The sequence below is a fragment of the Rhodanobacter sp. T12-5 genome (genome assembly GCF_008329435.1).
Classification (GTDB): domain Bacteria; phylum Pseudomonadota; class Gammaproteobacteria; order Xanthomonadales; family Rhodanobacteraceae; genus Rhodanobacter.
This window is the reverse complement of sequence record NZ_NPKN01000002.1, coordinates 558,248-575,603: the sequence shown is the minus strand read 5'-3', so window position 1 is coordinate 575,603 and position 17,356 is coordinate 558,248. Positions and strand designations below refer to the sequence as shown.

Below are 17,356 nucleotides of genomic sequence, written 5' to 3'. Positions count from 1 at the left end.
CCTGCGGACACGTGACCCGCGTGCCGCGGTTAGAATGCATGGATGCGCAAATTACCGATCGTCCATGCCATCCGCGACGTCCGCGACAGCCGCTTCCTGCAGGTCGAACAGCTCGATCTGGAGTTTTCCAACGGCGTGCGGCGCACCTATGAACGGCTGAAGGGCAGTGGCCTGGGCGCGGTGATCATCGTGCCGATGCTGGACGACGACACCGTGCTGCTGGTACGCGAATACGGCGGAGGCGTCGGTCGTTACGAGCTTGGCTTGCCGAAAGGCCGGCTCGATCAGGACGAGACCGCCGAGCAGGGCGCCGAGCGCGAGCTGAAGGAGGAAATCGGCTACGGTGCGCGCACGCTGAAGATTCTGCACAACCTGTCGCTGTCGCCGTCGTACATGACGCACATGGCGCATGTGGTGCTGGCGCAGGATCTGTATCCCGAGAAGCTGGCCGGCGACGAGCCGGAGGAGCTCGAGGTGGTGCCGTGGAAGATGGCCGAGCTGCATAAGCTGCTCGGTCGCGACGACGTGACCGAAGGGCGTTCGATCGCCGCGTTGTTCATGGCGCGCGAGTACCTCGCCGGCCGGTTCCAGCGCTCATGAGTTCCGTCCCCGGGTTTGCGCGGGAGATCGGGGCCATCGCGCGGGCTGCCGGGGCGGCGATCCTGACGATCTACCACAGCGATTTCGCGGTGCAGACCAAGGCGGACGAATCACCGCTGACCGCTGCCGACCTGGCTGCCCAGCAAGTCATCGTGAGCGCCCTTGCGAAACTCCATCCGGCCTTGCCGGTGCTATCGGAGGAAGCGGCCACCCTGGCCTGGTCCGAGCGGCGGCACTGGTCGCGCTATTGGCTGGTCGATCCGCTCGATGGCACCCGCGAATTCGTCAAGCGCAACGGCGAATTCACCGTCAACATCGCGCTGATCGACCAGCACCGCTGCGTGCTTGGCGTGGTGCTGGCGCCCGTGACCGGTGAACTGTACGTCGCCGAATTCGGGCAAGGTGCGTGGCTGCAGGCGCAGGCCGATGGCGACTGGCAGCGAATCGGCACGCGAGCGCTCGCCAGCCCGCCGATAGCGGCCGGCAGTCGTTCGCACGGCGGCTCGCAGGATGGGTTGCTGACGTCATTGATTGGCGGCGATCACCAGCGGGTGCCGCTCGGATCTTCATTGAAATTCTGCCTGATCGCGCGCGGTGCGGCGGACGTCTATTTGCGCCTGGGGCCCACCAGCGAGTGGGACACCGCCGCCGCACAATGCGTCCTGGAGCAGGCCGGCGGTGCGGTGCTGGACCTGAACGGACGTCCATTCACCTACAACCGTGGCGAGTCGGTGATCAATCCGGAGTTCATCGCGGTCGGTGACATGACGGTCGATTGGGCTGCACGGTTGCGGGCGGCGCAAAGCTGATTTCGAGGGAGGGTGTCGCGATGGTGGCCTCTCATTCCTACCTTCTTCCCAGGGGGGAGGAGGGTTCCAATATTGATGGAATGTTCGCGACATGAACGACTCAGCCCGATACAGCCTCGACGACCTCCTCGCGATCATGGGGCGACTGCGCGATCCCGAGTGCGGTTGTCCGTGGGACGTGCAACAGGATTTTTCCTCCATCGCGTCATACACGATCGAGGAGGCCTACGAGGTGGCCGATGCGATCGATCGTCGCGACTGGCACGACCTGCGCGATGAGCTGGGTGACCTCCTGCTGCAGGTAGTGTTCCACTCGCAGATGGCGGCCGAACAAGGGCTGTTCGATTTTGCCGACGTCGCTCACGCGATCAGCGCCAAGATGCGGCGCCGCCACCCCCACGTATTCGGCGACGTTCGCTATGCCGATCTCGATGAACAGAAACGTGCGTGGGAGGACATCAAGACGGCCGAGCGCGCGGACAAGGGAGAGTTGGCCGACGACAGCGCGCTGGCAGGGATCTCGGCGGGACTGCCGGAATGGAAGCGCGCATCGAAGCTGCAGCAGCGCGCGGCCGGCGCGGGTTTCGAGTGGCCCGACCCGCAGCCGGTGCTGGCCAAGCTGGTCGAGGAGGTGGATGAGGTGCGTGCCGAATTCGCCAACGGCGCCGATCCGGCGCGGCTGGAGGACGAGATGGGCGACGTCTTGTTCGTGATGGTGAATCTGGCGCGCCATGCCGGCATCGATTTCTCGCAGGCGCTGCGGCATGCCAACGCGAAGTTCGAGCGGCGCTTCCGGCAGATGGAAAACCTGGCCACTGCGGAGGGTGGCAGGTTCGACGAGCGTACGCTGGACGAGCAGGAACAACTGTGGCGGCGTGCCAAGCGGCTTGAGCGCGAGGCCTGAACCTGCGCGATGGGCGAGGCCATCGCGCAGGTCGCGCGGCAACCTTGCGGCTTACTTGTTCGCCCCCGGCTGTGAGGCATCGGCATGGCGCTGCTGCCAGGTGGCACGCATCTGTTCCCGCTCGGCGCGCATTTTGCTCTCGTTCGCCAGGCTTTCGTCCAGTCCCTTGCGCAACGTGGCGATCGCCTGATCCACATTGGTCGGCTGCGCCTGCAGGCGTGCCAGACGCCGATAGACATAGTCGCGGACATGCGGGTTCTGCGACTTGGCCAGCACATCGTTGTACAGCGACGCCAGCTCCTTGCTGCGGCCGGCTTGCATGTACAGCTTCTCCAGTGCATGCAGGTCGCCGATCACGCCGCCTCGCTGATCTCCGAAGCCGCGCCGGTGCATGTCGTGACCGCGGTCGCCGTGGTCGTGGTGCCGTGCGGCGCGCATGTCCTTGCCCATCGTTGCATGGGTGGACGCCGGTGCTGGCGGCGGCGCGCTCTGGGCCAGCACGAACGAGGCCGATCCGGCCATCAGCACGGCCAGCGCGGAAGCAAGCAGGGTTTTGCGATGCATGGTGTGTCTCCTTGGGGTGTGGTTGCAAAAACGTGCCCGCCATCGCAACGTTGACATGGGCGTTCATGCGCCGGTCACGCTTGCAACCTTTTTGCCGGCAACGGCATCTGAAGCTTGTCGACAACCCGAGGAGAGTCACCCATGCGTCGCCTTTTCATCGCAACCCTGCTGCTTGCACCGTTCGCCGCATCCGCCGCCAGTTCGTGCAAGTACGAGGCGCCGCGCAACTTGCAGCTCGATCTGGCTGGCGTGCGCGCCGTGCAGATCGAGCTGCACAGTCACGACCTGCATCTCACCGGAGGCGTCGGCGCCAAGGGCCTCACGCTGACCGGTCGTGCCTGCGCTTCGGACCAGGCGACGCTGGATCAGCTGCAGATCACCCAGCATCGCGAGGCTGATCAATTGCTGCTCGATATCGGCGGTAGCAACCACTTCTCGTTGAACCTGTTCGGCAGCTCCTACGCGAATCTCGAAGCCACCGTGCAGTTGCCGGCGAACCTGCCGGTGAGCGTGAGCGTGGGTTCCGGCGATGCCGACATCAGCGGGGTGCAGCAGTTGCAAAGCAACGTCGGCTCGGGCGATCTGCACGTGCGTCACATAGCCGGCAAGTTCGCCACCAGCGTGGGTTCGGGCGACGTGGATGCGACCGACATCGGCAGCCTGGACCTGGGCTCGGTGGGTTCCGGCGACTTCAAGGCGGACGGCATCAAGGGTGATGCGCGGATCGGCAGCATCGGCTCGGGTGATGTCACCCTGCGCACGGTCGGCGGCAGCGTGCACGCCGATACGCTGGGTTCGGGCGACCTCACCGCGAGCGACGTCACCGGCGATTTCAGCCTCGGCGCCAAGGGCAGCGGCGACGTCAATCATTCCGGCATCAAGGGCAAGGTCAACGTGCCGCGCGACGACGACTGAAAACGGCTTTGCAGGGGCGCACCTTGAGCGCGATGTTTTCGTGACGCGACGAATACATCGCGTACAGGGCGCTCCTACCCGGTGGTCCAGCGCCAGGCCACGTACACCAGCGGCGCGCACACCAGCAGGAACGGAATCGATACCAGGTGCAGCAGCCGCAAGCCGTGCGGCTGTCTCGCCAGGCGCAGTGCGATCAGGTTCGCCAGCGAACCGATGGCCACCCCGAAGCCGCCCACATTCACTGCGACCGCCAGTGCGATCGCATCAGGCGTGCGCTCGAGCAGCAACACCGTCGCCGGCACATTGCTGATCAGCTGCGAGGCGACGATGCCGCTGACGTACAAGACCAGTGGCTGGCTGAAGTCGATGCGAGCCAGCAGGGTCTGCACCAGCGGCAGCTCGGCGAAATGTCCCAGGCCAAGGAAGATCGCCGCAAAAGTCAGCAACAGCAGCCAGTCGATCCTCGCCAAACTCGATCGTGCCAGCAACGCGAACAGCACCAGCAGCAACGCGGCACCCAGCGGTGCCTGGTGGTGTTCCATCAACAGCACCATGCCGACCAGCGCGGCAGTCGACCATGCGCCGAGCCGGTTGGACGTTGCCCGATCATTGATCTTGTCCGGGGTCAGTTCGATTCGACCGGATGCAAGCCACAGCCACGTGAACGCTGCCACCAACAAGAACATCACCGCCGCGGCAGGAAACATCGCCGCCGCGAAATGCAGGAACGGCATCGACGAGTGCTGCCACAGCAAAAGATTCTGCGGATTGCCGATCGGGCTCAGCGTGGAGCCCGCGTTCACCGCCAGCGCTTCCAGCACCACCATGCGCAACACCGGCAGGTTCGAGATGCCGCCGATCGCCACCGTCAACGGCACGATCAGGAACAGGCTCACGTCGTTGGTCAGCACCATCGACAGCAACGCCGTCGCGGTCACCAGCAACAGCCCGAGGCTGCGCAGCGAATGCGCCCGCGCCACCAGCGCCACGGCGGCGTGCTGCACCAGGCCGCTGTCGCGAATGCCCTGGATCGCGATCAGCAAACCCATCAGTCCGGCCAGCGTGGGCAGCTGCAACCAGCGCCGATAGCTTGCCGGCGGCTGCGGATCGAGCAAGGCCAGCGCGATGGCCAGCACCGCGAACAGCACCAGCAGCCATTCATCCTTGAGGCGCTGCTGGTACGGGCGACTTGCAATCATCGGGTGGGCCGGCGGGGTGATGTCCTCGTACTTTATCAGCCGGGCACTCTCAGCCTTCGCGCAACAGCCGCATCGGCGGCGTGCGAATGACCTTGCGCGTGCCGGCCAGCCCCAGCAGCATCACCACAAGGGCAGCCCCCAACGCGGCAAGCACGAGCGGCCACAGCGGCGGCACGAACCCGTCGATGTGGAACACCGCGTGACCCAGCCACAACCCGGCGCCAGCGGCGCCGAGCGCGGCGGTCAGGCCGGCGACCAGGCCCAGCAGGGCGAATTCGCAGGCGGCGGCGATGCGCAGTTGCGAGCGCCGTGCGCCCAGCGTGCGCAGCAGCGCCGCTTCGTGCCGGCGTTCCGCGGCGCTGGCGGCGAGTGCGGCGGCCAGCACCAGCGCGCCTGCGAGCAGGCTGAAACCGAGGATCCAGCGCACCGCGTTGCCGACGCGGTCGACGATCTCGCGCACGCGGTCGAGCAACGAATCGACGTCGACCAGGCTGAGGTTGCCGTAATCGCGCGACAGCCGGGCCAGTCCCGCAGCGTGCCCGCGCGACAGGTGAAAACTCGCCAGCCAGGTGTGCGGAAGATCGCCGGCATGGGCCGGATCGAGCAGCAGGAAGAAGTTGACCCGGAACGAGCTCCAGTCGACTTTGCGAATGCTGCCGACGCGGGCATCGATGCTGCGCTCACCGACATTGAAACGCAGAGTGTCACCCACCTTCAGCGCAAACATGTCGCGCCACATGGTGTCGATCGACACTTCCGCCTGCGCCGGGCGGGCGCCATGCCACTGGCCCGCAATCACCTGGTTGGACGGCGGCAACGCGCCGGCCCAAGACAGCCGCAGTTGCCGGTCGGCCCAGTCCTTCGCGCGTTCGTCGGCGAAATGCAACTGGTCGATCGGTGCGCCGTTGATCGCGGTGAGTTTGCCCACTGCCAACGGCAACATGTTGAGCTGGTCGCCGCCGATGCCGGCGAGCGCCTGCTCGAAACCCGCGCGCTGATCGTCTTGCAGGTTCAGTGCGAACCAGTTCGGCGTATCCGCCGGAAGCTCCTGTCGCCACCCCTGCAGCAGGGCTGGCGCCACGATCGCGAGCAGCAGCAGCGCGCACAGGCCGAGGCTGAGTGCGGTGGCCTGGATCAGGCTCAGCGTGCGCCGGCGCGCCAGTGCGGCAAGACCCAGGCGCAGCGCCGGGTGCGCGCCGGGCGCAACGCGCCGCGCCATCCACAACAGCACAGCGGCCAGCAGTGCGGCCACCACCGCCACGCCGAGCAGGCTGGCGGCGAGGATGCCGGCCAGTTGCAGCGAACTGCTCTGGCTCCAGATCAACCCAAGCGCAACCAGTACGGGCACCAGATACAACACATCGAAGCGGCGTACCCGACGCGTCACGCTCTGGCGAAATACCGCCACCGGCGACACCTCGGCCAGCCGCACCAGCGGCGGCAGCGCAAAACCGGCGAGCACGGCGATGCCCATCGCCGCGGCGGCGAACGAGGGTGCCAATGGCAGCACCGTCGGCACGCTGCCGAACAACTGGCTGGCGAACATCCAGGCCAGTTGCGACAGCCCCAGTGCCAACAACAGGCCGAGCGTCGCGGCGGGCAGCGCGAGAGCGCCGAGGGTGCCGAGCAGCAGGCCCAGCACGCGCCGGCGCGAGGTGCCCAGCGCGCGCAGCAGCGCGACTTCGGAGGTCTTGCGCCGGGCGTAGCGTTGCGCGGACAACGCGATCGCGATGCCGGCGAGCAGTGCCGACAGCAACGCGGTCAGGCGCAGGAAGGCACCAGCCCGATCGAACGACGAACGCATGCGCTCACGGGTCTGTTCCGGAGTGATCAACGTCGCGCCCTGCGGCAGCGAGGCGGTTTGCGCCCAGTCGCGCCATCCCTGGACCGCGGCCGGAGCCCCCGCCAGCAGCAGCTGATGACGGGCGCGGCTGCCGACCCCAAGCAGGCCGGCCTGTTCGGCATCGGCGATGTTCATCAACGCGCGCGGCGCCAACGCCAGCAGCTGGCCGCCATCGGGCTGACGCACGAGTTCGGCCGCAATCGTCAGTTCACGCCCGCCCAGCTGCAGCGGTTGGCCGACCTTGAGGTTCAACGCCACCAGTGCGCGATGATCCAGATAGACCTCGCCGGCGGCCGGCGCGTGGCCGTTGCGCGCGTGTCCCGCCGCGTCACGCAACTCCAGCGTGCCGCGCAGCGGGTAGTGCGGGCCGCTGGCCAACACGTCGAGCAACTGGGTCTGCTGATGGGCGAACGCCACGCTGGGAAAGCCAGCCGTTTGCGCGATCTTCAGGTCGAACTGACGGGCCTTGTCGATGAATGCATCCGGCGCGGTCTGCGGCGACGACAGCCCGATGTCGCCGCCGATCAATTCGGCGGCGCTGGCGAGCATGCCGCGCTCGATTCGCGTCGCCAGCGTGGCGACGACGCCCAGCGCGACCACCGCCAGCACCAGTGACGCGGCCAGCGTGCGCAACTCGGGCAAATGCCATTCGCGACGCAAGCTGCGAAGGGCCAGCAACAACATCCTCATGCCGGCACGCCGATGCCGGAACCCACCACACGGCCTTCTTCCAGTTCGATCTGGCGATCGCAGCGCGAGGCCAGGGTTGCATCGTGGGTAACCAGCACCAGGGTCGTGTGGTGGTCGCGGTTCAGTGCGAACAGCAGGTCGCAGACGTGATGACCGGTGCGCTGGTCCAGGTTGCCGGTGGGCTCGTCGGCGAACAGCACGCGGGGGCCGTGCACGAACGCGCGGGCGATCGCCACACGCTGCTGCTCGCCGCCGGAAAGCTGGGCAGGATAGTGCCGGCGTCGCGAACCCAGTCCTACGGCATCGAGCGCTTCGCGAGCGCGTTCGCGCGCCGCTCTGACGCCCTCCAGTTCCAGCGGCAGCATGACGTTTTCCTCGGCGGTGAGGGCCGGAAGCAGGTGGAACGACTGGAACACGAAACCGACCAGGCGCCGGCGCAGGTCGGCGCGCGCTTCTTCGTCCAGCAGTTCCAGGGCGTGGCCGTCCAGGGTGATGCTGCCGCTGTCCGGCGTGTCAAGGCCGGCCAGCAGGCCGAGCAGGGTCGTCTTGCCGGAACCGGAGGCGCCGACGATGGCGAAGCTGTCGCCTGGCTGGATCTGGAGGCTGACCTTGCCCAGGATTTCCAGCTTCCCCTCGGGACCGGTGACGGACTTGCTAACATCGCAGGCTTCAAGAAGAGGCCGGGAAGAATCACTCATGCGTCGATGCCTGTGGCTGTTGATATTCCTGGGTGGCATCGGCAGTGCCCAGGCGGCGCCGCCGAAAACCGTACTGGTGCTGGGTGATTCGCTGTCTGCCGCGCACAACATACCGGTGGAGTCGGGCTGGGTGAACCTGCTCGATGCACGTCTGGGCAAGATGGTGCCGAAGTGGACAGCGATCAATGCCAGCATCAGCGGGGAAACTTCGCTGAGCGGACGCAACCGACTGCCAGGACTGCTGCGGAAATACCGGCCTTCGGTACTGATACTCGAACTGGGCGCCAATGACGGCTTGCGCGGATTGCCGTTGCCGGCCCTGCGTGAAAACCTGGCCACCATGATCAAGGTGGCACAGCATGCGAAGGTGCGGGTGTTGCTGATCGGCATCGAATTGCCGGTGAACTACGGACCGCAGTATCGTGACGGTCTGCGCGCCATCTACGTGGATCTGGCGCGCACTCTGCACACGTCGCTGGTGCCATTCCTGCTCGACGGCATCGCGCTCGACCCCGCGTTGATGCAGGATGATGGCCTGCACCCCGTGGCCAGTGCGGAGGAGAAGGTGCTGAACAACGTATGGGAGCCGCTGCGTCCATTGCTGGATTGAAAGCCCGAAAAAACAATGGATTCTGAATCAAGGAACGCTTTTTCACGCCAGCCTCACTCCTCCCACGATTAGGCTTCACATATGTGAAGCCAACGAGGTGAGAACGTTATGACTCTACATGACGAACAAGCGGGCCTGATTCTGCTGGTCGAGGACAACCGCCAGATCGCCGAAATGGTCGGCGAGTTTCTGGAGCGACGCGGTTATTCGGTCGATTACGCCGCCGATGGCGTCAGTGGGCTGCACCTTGCCGTATCCAACAGTTACGACGTGATCGTGCTGGATCTGATGCTGCCCGGGTTGGACGGTCTGGAGGTGTGCCGCAAATTGCGCAAGGACGCCAAGAAGTCCACGCCGGTGCTGATGCTGACGGCACGCGACACATTGGACGACAAGCTGTTCGGGCTCGAGGCCGGGGCCGATGATTATCTGGTGAAACCGTTCGAAGTGCGCGAGCTGGAAGCGCGCCTGCGCGCGTTGATCCGCCGCGATCGTCGGCAGGTATCGACCGAGGTGCTCACGGTTGGCGACATGACGCTGGATACCGCCACGCTGCGACTGACGCGCGAAGGCGAAGAATTGACTGTTTCGCCGATCGGCCTGAAGCTGCTTGCGATCCTTATGCGCGAGTCGCCGCGGGTGGTGAGCCGGCGCGATATCGAGCGCGAGATCTGGGGCGATACATTGCCCGACTCGGACACGCTGCGATCGCATTTGTATAATCTGCGCAGGGTGATCGACAAGCCCTTCGCGCGGCCGCTGCTGCACACCATTCACTCCGCCGGTTATCGCCTGGCAGATCTCGAATCGGAAGTCGCCTCGACGAGCCAGACAGCCTGATATCGCATCCAGTTGGTATGAACATGTAATGGATAGCAGGGTCAACGAAGTCATTTTTCGTGTGGGAGCCTTCCGGCGGCGCATAGCGTGGGTGTTCGGTTTGCAACTGGCGATTGTGGCGGCCATCTGCATTCTGGGTGACCGTTTCCAGACGCCGACCACCGTGATGATCGCGTTGATCGCGCTCACCACGATGCTCGCATGGGCCGCCACCCGCCGCGAATGGCGGCCGGTGCGTGCCTTGGCCAAGCTGGTCAATCACTGGGACGGTCAGCACCCCGATCCGGACGCCCTGCAGCTGGAACAGTTGCCCACCCGCACCGACGCGGACGTCGCCTCGCTGGCGCGGGGGCTCCACGGATTTGCCACGCGCATCGCCGGTTACAACCAGCGTGAACGCAACTTCACCCGCGACGCCAGCCACGAATTGCGCAGCCCGCTCACCGTCATCAAGATGTCGATTGACATGCTGATGGAAGAGGACGGGCTGAGCGACTTTGGCGGGCGCTCGGTGCGCAGGATCAAACGCGCCACACGCGAGATGGAAGTACTGGTCGAGGCCTTGCTTTTGCTCGCGCGGGAGGCGGATGGCGCGACCGAGAACCAGGTCTTCGTCGCCAACGACGTATTGCGGCGGGAGCTGGAATCGGCGCGAGAGTTGCTGGTCGGGCGACCGATCGAGCTGTTGCTGGACGAGCCGGCGCGATTTTCGCTGGAGGGCTCGACGCAGGCTTTCTCCGTGCTGTGTTGGCAATTGATCCGCAACGCCTGCCAGCAAACCGAGCAGGGCAATGTGCTGATCAGCGTCCTGCCCGGGATGATCAGTGTGCGCAATCACGCCGATCCGCATCTGTCCGGTGAAAATCCGCAGGCATTGCGGGTGCCTGGTGCCGATCGTCATGGTTTTGAACTGGCCATTGCCCAGCGCATCAGCGATCGCTACGGCTGGCCGTTGGAGTTGCAGACCCGCCCTGGGCAGGAAAACATCGCCCGCATCCGGTTTCCGTGCCCGCTGCCGGCGGCCGTACCTGAGCCGTCTTCGTAGGGCCGGTCGTCACGGTGCGGCGTGACCGTTCCTTTCCGGGTGTCCCAGAGTCCGTGAAAAAACCGCTTCCTGCGGTTTTTCTCAATCGCGCGGATCCACGGGTCCGGACTCGCTCAGATGAATCAGGGGCTTGCTGGTCGATTCACGCCGGGACATCGGGCAACTGCTCCTGCGTTGCCCCAACGTCGGGCATCGGGCAACCGCTCCTGCGTTGCCTCAACTCGGGCATCCATGCCCTCGCCATGCCCTCGCCATTGCCCTCGCCATGCCCTCGACGTGGTCGCGTGGCCGGCTTGACAGCCTGTCGTCCCGCAGTCTTTCATTCCTGCCGCAGCGACGGGTCCACGCTGAAGGCGCAGCCAGTCTTCGCGGTCACGTCATCCACGCTGACGCCGTCGTTGAGTTCGATCAGCACCAGCCCTTCACCCTTGTTGACCTTGAACACGCACAGGTCGGTGATGATCAGGTCGACCACCTGCTTGCCGGTCAGCGGCAGGTCGCAGGCGTCCTTGATCTTCGGCGAGCCGTCCTTCGCGTTGTGCTCCATCAGCACCACCACGCGCTTGACACCGCTGACCAGGTCCATCGCGCCGCCCGGACCCTTGACCATCTTGCCCGGCACCATCCAGTTGGCCAGGTCGCCGTGCGCGGAGACCTCCAGGCCGCCCAGGATCGACAGGTCGATGTGGCCGCCTCGGATCATCGCGAACGAGTCGGCGCTGGAGAAGAAGCTGGAGCCGGGCAGGGTGGTGATGGTCTGCTTACCGGCGTTGATCAGGTCGGGGTCGAGCTGGTCCTCGGTCGGGAACGGACCGATACCGAGAAGGCCGTTCTCCGACTGCAGGGTGACGTTGACGCCGTCGGGAATGTGGTTCGCCACCATGGTCGGAATGCCGATCCCCAGGTTCACGTAGAAGCCGTCCTGCAGCTCCTGCGCGGCGCGCTTGGCCATCGCCACGCGGGTCGGGCTTTCCTTGCCGGCAGCCACGCCGGCGATGGTGCGGAACTCGATCCGCTTCTCGTACTTCGCGCCCTGCACGATGCGGTCGACGTAGATGCCCGGCACGTGGATGTTGTTCGGGTCCAGCTCGCCGACCGGCACCAGGTGTTCCACCTCGGCCACGCAGTACTTGCCGCAGGTGGCGATCATCGGATTGAAGTTGCGCGCGGTCTCGCGGAACACCAGGTTGCCGTGCGCGTCGCCCTTCCACGCCTTGACGATCGACAGGTCGGCCGTGATGGATTCCTCCAGCACGTATTCCTTGCCGCCGAACATCTTGGTCTCCTTGCCCTCGGCCAGCTTGGTGCCGAACGCGGTGCGCGTGTAGAAACCGGGGATGCCGGCGCCGCCGGCGCGCAGCTTCTCGGCCAGGGTACCCTGCGGCGTCAAATGCAGTTCCAGTTCGCCAGCCAGCGTCTGCCGCTCGAACTCCTTGTTCTCGCCCACGTACGACGCATACACGCGCTTCACCTGATGCGTCTTCAGCAGCGGACCCATGCCGAAATCGTCCACACCGGCGTTGTTGCCGACGATGGTCAGATCCTTCGTGCCTGCTTCGAGCAGCGCGCCGATCAGGTTCTCGGGGATGCCGCACAGGCCGAAGCCGCCGGCCGCGATCGTCATGCCATCGAACAACAGGCCATCTAGGGCTTTCGTGGCGCTCGGGTAAACCTTGTCCATTGCCGTGCCTTTCTCGTGGAGAGTCAGCTGACAAGGATACGACGGTTTGGCATCCGCTGGCCTTGCGCCAGGTTCGCAAGCGATGGATACCGGCCCAGAGCAGGGCCTTGACGTTATCGCTTACGCATGTAAACATCATTTCACTTACACGTGTAAACGGTGCCTCATGGCAATCAGCGAAGCCGAAGCAGTGGTCATGGACGTGCTGTGGCGCGAAGCGCCGCGCACGGCCGAGGACATCCTCGCCGAAGTCGGTCCGACGCAGAACTGGCAGGAGGGCACGGTGAAATCCCTGCTCAACCGCCTGCTCAGGAAAAAGGCGGTACATGCCGAGCGTGAAGGCCGCCGCTATCTCTATACGCCGCTGCTGAAGCGCGAGCAGTACATCCAGCAGGAAAGCAAGGGTCTGCTCGACCGCCTGTTCGGCGGTCGCGTGGCACCGCTGGTGGCGCACTTCTCCGAACAGCGCAAGCTGTCGAAGAAGGACATCGCCGAACTGCGCAAGCTGCTGCAGGAGCTCGACGATGAACAGCATTGAATGGGCCGGGATCGACTGGCTTGGCCGCGGTTGGCTGCTCATCCTCGCGTTCACCGCCGCGGTGCTGGTGGCAGCTGCGCTGCGCCGGCCGTGCCGCCGCCTGTTCGGTACCGAACGTGCGTTCCAGCTGTGGCTGCTGCCGCCGCTGGCGCTGCTGGCCAGCCAGCTGCCGCACGCGGCGATGGCGCCGGTCAGCGTGCTGCCCTCGGTGGTGTCCACGATCACCGCGGCGGCAGTCACGTTGCCGACGACCACCGCGGCGGCGACTGCTGTCGACTGGCGCGTCTTCGCCGCGCTGCTTTGGCTGGCGGGTTCGGCTGGCAGCCTGCTGCTGGCTGCGCTCGCGCAGTCGCGTTACCGCGTCCATTTGCGCGGTGCCATGCCGGTGGCGGGGGTGCGCTCGTGCCGGCCGGTGCTGCGCGCCATCAGCACGGATGTCGGCCCTGCACTGGTGGGTGCATGGCGCAGCCGCATCGTGTTGCCAGCGGATTTCGAGCGCCGCTATGACGCTGTCGAGCAGGCCTTGATCCTCGCCCATGAAGCGACCCACGCGCGTCGTGGCGATGGCTGGTGGTGTCTGCTGGGGCAATTCGTCGCCGCCATTTTCTGGTTCCATCCGCTGGGATGGTGGGCGCTGGCTGCGCTGCGCCACGACCAGGAGCTGGCCTGCGATGCCGCCGTGCTGCGCCAACACGGCGGGCAGCGGCGCAGTTATGCGAATGCGATGTTGAAGACCCAGTCGGCCGCGTTTGCCCTGCCAGTGGGCTGTCCCTGGTCACCGCGTCATCCCGTTACGGAGCGTATTGCCATGTTGAAACGGAAACAGCCCGATCTCTTTCGCCGGCGTGCCGGCGGTGTTCTCGTTGCCTTGGTTGCCGTCGGACTATCCGGCCTGGTGTATGCCGCGACGCCGTCGCCCCAGGCCGCGACGGGCACGGCCGATCACTACACGCTGAAGATCGATGCGGTCATGGGTGGCCGTCCGGGCTCGCGGCAGCTCAGCTACTGCCTGAGACCAAACGAACACGTCGATGTGAACGGGGCGGACTCCGCCACGGGCAAATTCACGTGGAAGGGCCGGTTTGCGGTATCGGCTGCAGCGAAGGGCCAGATCGAGATCCGCTCGCAGATCGACACCCGTTTCGACCGTGGTGACGGCGCGGTGCGGGAGGAGTCGGGCAAGCCGATCGTGCGCACGATGCCGGGGCAGCAGGCGACGATCGTGTTTGGGCAGATCATGGAGGGCAAACAGCATGAAAAGCTTGAAGACAACACCATCAAGCTCGCCATGACCCCGTCGATGGGTTGTTATGGGATGAAGGAATCCACCAGGGCGTCGCCTGCGGCGCCGATATTCAACCGACCCATGTCGTCCTCGACCATTACGTTCAATCACCTGGCCGGTTCGGCGCGCCAAGTCGCCAGGCTGGTGGCCGATCGCGGCGGCGTGGTGCTGGTCAATCCGGACGTGCTGGATGCCTCCAGGCCGCTGTCCGGCAATTTCTAAGACGGGGCCTGCAGCGGATACCTTGCAGTTCATTGCATTCACTTCGGGCATGAAGGCGAGTTCGACGGCATCAGGGTAACGTTCGTTCCGAAGCAGGCAGGGAGGCTGGCTATACTCGCCCCGTCACCGATCGGGAGAGTGCTGTGAAGTCGCGCCAGTTGTTCGTTGCCCTTGCCACCCTCGGAATCTCCGCCATGAGCCAGGCCGCTGTTGCACCCGTGTTGGTGATCCACGGCGGTGCCGGGGTGATCCGGCATGACATGACGCCGCCGAAGGAAAAAGCGGTGCGCGCCGCCATGACCCAGGCTTTGCAGGAGGGTTATGCCAAGCTGAAAGCAGGCAAGTCGGCGCTGGATGCGGTGGCTTCGGCGCTCACCGTGCTGGAGGACGATCCGAACTTCAACGCCGGCAAGGGTGCGGTGTTCACTCATGACGGGAAGAACGAGCTGGATGCGGCGATCATGGATGGCTACACCTTGCGTGCCGGCGCGGTGGCCGGGGTGCAGCGTGTGAAGAACCCGATCCTGCTGGCGCGTGCGGTGATGGAGCAGTCGCCGCATGTGATGTTGTCCGGGGCCGGTGCCGAGGCGTTCGCACAGAGTGTCGGCATGCCGCTGGTCGATCCATCGTATTTCCGCACCGAGGAGCGCTGGCAGCAGTTGCAGAAGGCGTTGAAGGAGGACGCCGCGAAGCAGCCGCATGCGGACGTCGAGACGGCCAAACATTTCGGCACGGTCGGTGCGGTGGCGCTGGATGCGCAAGGTCATCTGGCTGCCGGCACGTCCACCGGCGGCATGACCGACAAGCGCTGGGGCCGCATCGGCGACTCGCCGGTCATCGGCGCCGGTACCTACGCGAACTCCGGCTGTGCGGTATCCGGCACCGGCTGGGGTGAGTTCTACCTGCGCACCGTGGCCGCACACGAGATCTGCATGAAGGTCACCCAGATGCGTGTGCCGCTGAAGCGGGCCGCCGCCGAGGTGATCAATCAGGAGATCCCGTCGATGGGCGGCAACGGCGGCGCGATCGCACTGGACGCACAAGGCCATATCTCGATCCCGTTCAACACCGACGGCATGTACCGTGGCTGGATCGGTGCCGATGGCGTGCCGCACGTGGCGATCTACGGCGACGAGGACGACGGCACCGCCGAGATGCCGGCGCCGGCCGGCAGCATCGCCCAGCCTTGATGATGGGTTTCGTTGTGGGAGCGGCTTCAGCCGCGATGCTTTTCCCGCCAATGTCGATCATTCAAGAGCATCGCGGCTGAAGCCGCTCCCACAGAAGCTCGGGACGCTATGGCAGCTTGTGCAGCTGCGTCGGTGTCAGTGCGCCGCTGATGCCCAGCCGGCTGCCGTCGGCGCGGATCACCAGTATGCGCGGTGTTTCGCCGCCCCAGCTCGGGTCGAGCAGGAAGTTGAGGTGTTCGGGCGAGGCTTCGGCGTAAGCGCGTGTCGGATAGACGTCCATTTTCATCCCTCGCAGGCGCGCTTCGATCGCCGCATGCAGTTCGATGCTGTCGGTGGCCACGATGACCAGCTCGGTCGACTGCGGATGGGCGCGCTGCAGCGCCGCCAGTGCTTCGAGATTCGGTTCGCAATAGGCGCAGTCGAGCGCCCATAGCGCGATGATGCGCTCGCCATGTGCCGGCGGTCGCAACAATGCGGGCACATCGGCGGCGGTCAAGGGTTGCAGCGTGCCGGCCACGCCGAGCGCGGGCAGCAGCATCGCGAGCACGATCGGCAGCCATTTCATCGCGGAACCTCGACCAGGCGGAAGCCGCTCGCGGTGTTCCAGGCGACGAACGCACGACCCTGCTTCTGCAACAGTTGCGGCGAGGCGACCGCGCCGCTGCTGCGGGCAATCTCGCGGGCGGCATCGAACTGCCTGCCGTTGTCGGTCGAGCGGCGCAGCATCAGCGCGTAGCCGTCGGCACCGACCTGATTCCAGACAACCCACACCGTGCGATCGTGCACAGCCACATCGGCGTGGCTGGCGCCGGGGCCGGCCATCACCAACGAATGCTGCGGCGGCTGGCCGGGGTCGAGCTGGCCGTAATGGATCGTGGGTTTGTCCTTGGCTTCGTACCACACCGCATGGCGGACGCCGTCGCTGCCGATCGCCAGGCCGGGGCCGTGGTGCGGGCAGCCGGCGATCTGCCAGTCGCTGAACGTGGCGCGAGTAGCATGGCCGGGCTGGTCGTCCGTATGCAGCACGGCATAGGCGTGATCGCGGATGTTGTCGCCGTAGACGCTGCGGAAGAACGCGGCGACATCACCACCGGGCGTACGCGCCAGCGCGATACGGCAGCATTCGCAACTCTGGTCGACCAGCTTGCGCTCGGGCACGAAGCTGCGGCCGCCATTGTCCGACCAGCTGTAGTAGACCGCGGCGCCGAGGTAGGGCTTGCCGTGGGCGGTGGCGGCGATCACGTCGCGCTTGTCGATCCACGCGATCACGATGCGGCCGTGGCCGTCCACCGCGAGCGCATCGAAACGATGGGTGATTTCGGCACGGTCGTGATGCACGGTGAGCGGCTTGCTGAAGTGTTCGCCGCCGTCCAGCGAGCGGGCGAAGCGCACGAACCCGGTCCAAGGTTGCGCACGCGGCTGCGACCAGCTCACGTAGATTTCATCGTGCGGGCCGAACGCGATCTTCGGGCGATTCTCGCCTTCGGCGTAGATGCGTTCGGCCGTGGCGTTCACCTCGACCGGCGCGCTCAGGGTGCGACCGTCGTCATCGGAGTGGCGCAACCGAACATGGCCATCCGCCGCGTCCACCAGCCACAGCCGGCCGTGGCTGTCGAACGCGGCGCTGGCACCGAGTTCGGGCCCTTTGGGCATGTGCATGCCGTCATGGGCGAGCAGGGGCAGTGGAAACAGGCACAGCAGGATGATCAGCAGGCGACGCATG

At 65.7% G+C, this 17,356-nt stretch carries 17 protein-coding genes; 10 read left to right on the top strand and 7 right to left on the bottom strand.

Features of this window, described 5'->3' with window-relative positions; all coding sequences use genetic code 11:
* Positions 1–42: 42 nt before the first annotated feature.
* From nudE to mazG, 3 genes are all read left to right on the top strand, one after another.
* Positions 43–600 carry an ADP compounds hydrolase NudE gene (gene nudE / locus CIW53_RS06770; protein WP_149363914.1) on the top strand — a complete coding sequence of 186 codons (558 nt, stop codon included), beginning with the start codon at positions 43–45 and terminating at the stop codon, positions 598–600.
* Positions 597–1,409 (top strand): 3'(2'),5'-bisphosphate nucleotidase CysQ, encoded by an 813-nt coding sequence (cysQ, locus tag CIW53_RS06765; RefSeq protein ID WP_149363913.1) that lies wholly within the window; start codon positions 597–599, stop codon positions 1,407–1,409. Before nudE ends, cysQ begins: the two co-directional genes overlap by 4 nt.
* Positions 1,410–1,500: 91 nt before the next feature.
* Positions 1,501–2,313, top strand: a complete 813-nt coding sequence (mazG, locus tag CIW53_RS06760; RefSeq protein ID WP_149363912.1) for a nucleoside triphosphate pyrophosphohydrolase — start codon at positions 1,501–1,503, stop codon at positions 2,311–2,313.
* Between the two features lie 51 nt (positions 2,314–2,364).
* On the opposite strand, the gene CIW53_RS06755 is transcribed toward mazG, so the two are convergent.
* Entirely contained in the window at positions 2,365–2,877 is a 513-nt protein-coding gene (locus CIW53_RS06755; RefSeq protein WP_149363911.1) for a hypothetical protein, read from the bottom strand.
* 141 nt (positions 2,878–3,018) lie between these two features.
* On the opposite strand from CIW53_RS06755, the gene CIW53_RS06750 reads away from it, so the two are divergent.
* Positions 3,019–3,792: a DUF4097 family beta strand repeat-containing protein gene (locus CIW53_RS06750; protein WP_149363910.1), complete on the top strand. Its 774-nt coding sequence runs from the start codon at positions 3,019–3,021 to the stop codon at positions 3,790–3,792.
* 74 nt (positions 3,793–3,866) lie between these two features.
* Here CIW53_RS06750 and CIW53_RS06745 read toward each other — a convergent pair whose 3' ends face one another.
* The 3 genes from CIW53_RS06745 to CIW53_RS06735 are packed head-to-tail and all read right to left on the bottom strand — an operon-like array spanning position 3,867 to position 8,222.
* Entirely contained in the window at positions 3,867–4,991 is a 1,125-nt protein-coding gene (locus tag CIW53_RS06745; protein WP_149363909.1) for an SLC13 family permease, read from the bottom strand.
* 49 nt (positions 4,992–5,040) lie between these two features.
* Positions 5,041–7,524, bottom strand: coding sequence for an FtsX-like permease family protein (locus tag CIW53_RS06740; protein WP_149363908.1), 2,484 nt, complete (start codon positions 7,522–7,524; stop codon positions 5,041–5,043).
* The gene (locus CIW53_RS06735; protein WP_149363907.1) at positions 7,521–8,222 is read right to left on the bottom strand and encodes an ATP-binding cassette domain-containing protein; all 702 of its coding nucleotides are present in this window, start codon (positions 8,220–8,222) and stop codon (positions 7,521–7,523) included. The genes CIW53_RS06740 and CIW53_RS06735 overlap by 4 nt, the downstream gene beginning before the upstream one ends.
* Between CIW53_RS06735 and CIW53_RS06730 the strand changes: the two genes are divergently transcribed.
* The 3 genes from CIW53_RS06730 to CIW53_RS06720 all read left to right on the top strand — a co-directional run bounded on the left by CIW53_RS06730 (position 8,221) and on the right by CIW53_RS06720 (position 10,717).
* Positions 8,221–8,832: an arylesterase gene (locus tag CIW53_RS06730; RefSeq protein WP_149363906.1), complete on the top strand. Its 612-nt coding sequence runs from the start codon at positions 8,221–8,223 to the stop codon at positions 8,830–8,832. The genes CIW53_RS06735 and CIW53_RS06730 overlap by 2 nt on opposite strands.
* 108 nt (positions 8,833–8,940) lie before the next feature.
* Complete coding sequence (locus CIW53_RS06725) at positions 8,941–9,672, top strand: response regulator transcription factor (RefSeq protein ID WP_149363905.1); 732 nt, start codon at positions 8,941–8,943, stop codon at positions 9,670–9,672.
* A gap of 28 nt (positions 9,673–9,700) precedes the next feature.
* Positions 9,701–10,717, top strand: coding sequence for a HAMP domain-containing sensor histidine kinase (locus CIW53_RS06720; protein WP_149363904.1), 1,017 nt, complete (start codon positions 9,701–9,703; stop codon positions 10,715–10,717).
* Between the two features lie 319 nt (positions 10,718–11,036).
* On the opposite strand, the gene CIW53_RS18050 is transcribed toward CIW53_RS06720, so the two are convergent.
* Positions 11,037–12,398, bottom strand: a complete 1,362-nt coding sequence (locus CIW53_RS18050) for a 3-oxoacid CoA-transferase (protein WP_149363903.1) — start codon at positions 12,396–12,398, stop codon at positions 11,037–11,039.
* A 166-nt stretch (positions 12,399–12,564) separates the two neighbouring features.
* Between CIW53_RS18050 and CIW53_RS06710 the strand changes: the two genes are divergently transcribed.
* From CIW53_RS06710 to CIW53_RS06700, 3 genes are all read left to right on the top strand, one after another.
* Positions 12,565–12,936 carry a BlaI/MecI/CopY family transcriptional regulator gene (locus CIW53_RS06710; RefSeq protein ID WP_149363902.1) on the top strand — a complete coding sequence of 124 codons (372 nt, stop codon included), beginning with the start codon at positions 12,565–12,567 and terminating at the stop codon, positions 12,934–12,936.
* A complete protein-coding gene (locus CIW53_RS06705; RefSeq protein ID WP_149363901.1) occupies positions 12,923–14,443 on the top strand; it encodes a M56 family metallopeptidase in 1,521 nt (506 codons plus the stop codon). The genes CIW53_RS06710 and CIW53_RS06705 overlap by 14 nt, the downstream gene beginning before the upstream one ends.
* 194 nt (positions 14,444–14,637) lie before the next feature.
* Complete coding sequence (locus CIW53_RS06700) at positions 14,638–15,633, top strand: isoaspartyl peptidase/L-asparaginase (protein WP_149363900.1); 996 nt, start codon at positions 14,638–14,640, stop codon at positions 15,631–15,633.
* Positions 15,634–15,739: 106 nt separating this feature from the next.
* Here the strand turns inward: CIW53_RS06700 and CIW53_RS06695 are convergent, their stop codons facing one another.
* Positions 15,740–16,198, bottom strand: a complete 459-nt coding sequence (locus CIW53_RS06695) for a hypothetical protein (RefSeq protein ID WP_149363899.1) — start codon at positions 16,196–16,198, stop codon at positions 15,740–15,742.
* A complete protein-coding gene (locus tag CIW53_RS06690; protein ID WP_149363898.1) occupies positions 16,195–17,355 on the bottom strand; it encodes a sialidase family protein in 1,161 nt (386 codons plus the stop codon). The genes CIW53_RS06695 and CIW53_RS06690 overlap by 4 nt, the downstream gene beginning before the upstream one ends.
* Between the last annotated feature and the right edge of the window lies 1 nt (position 17,356).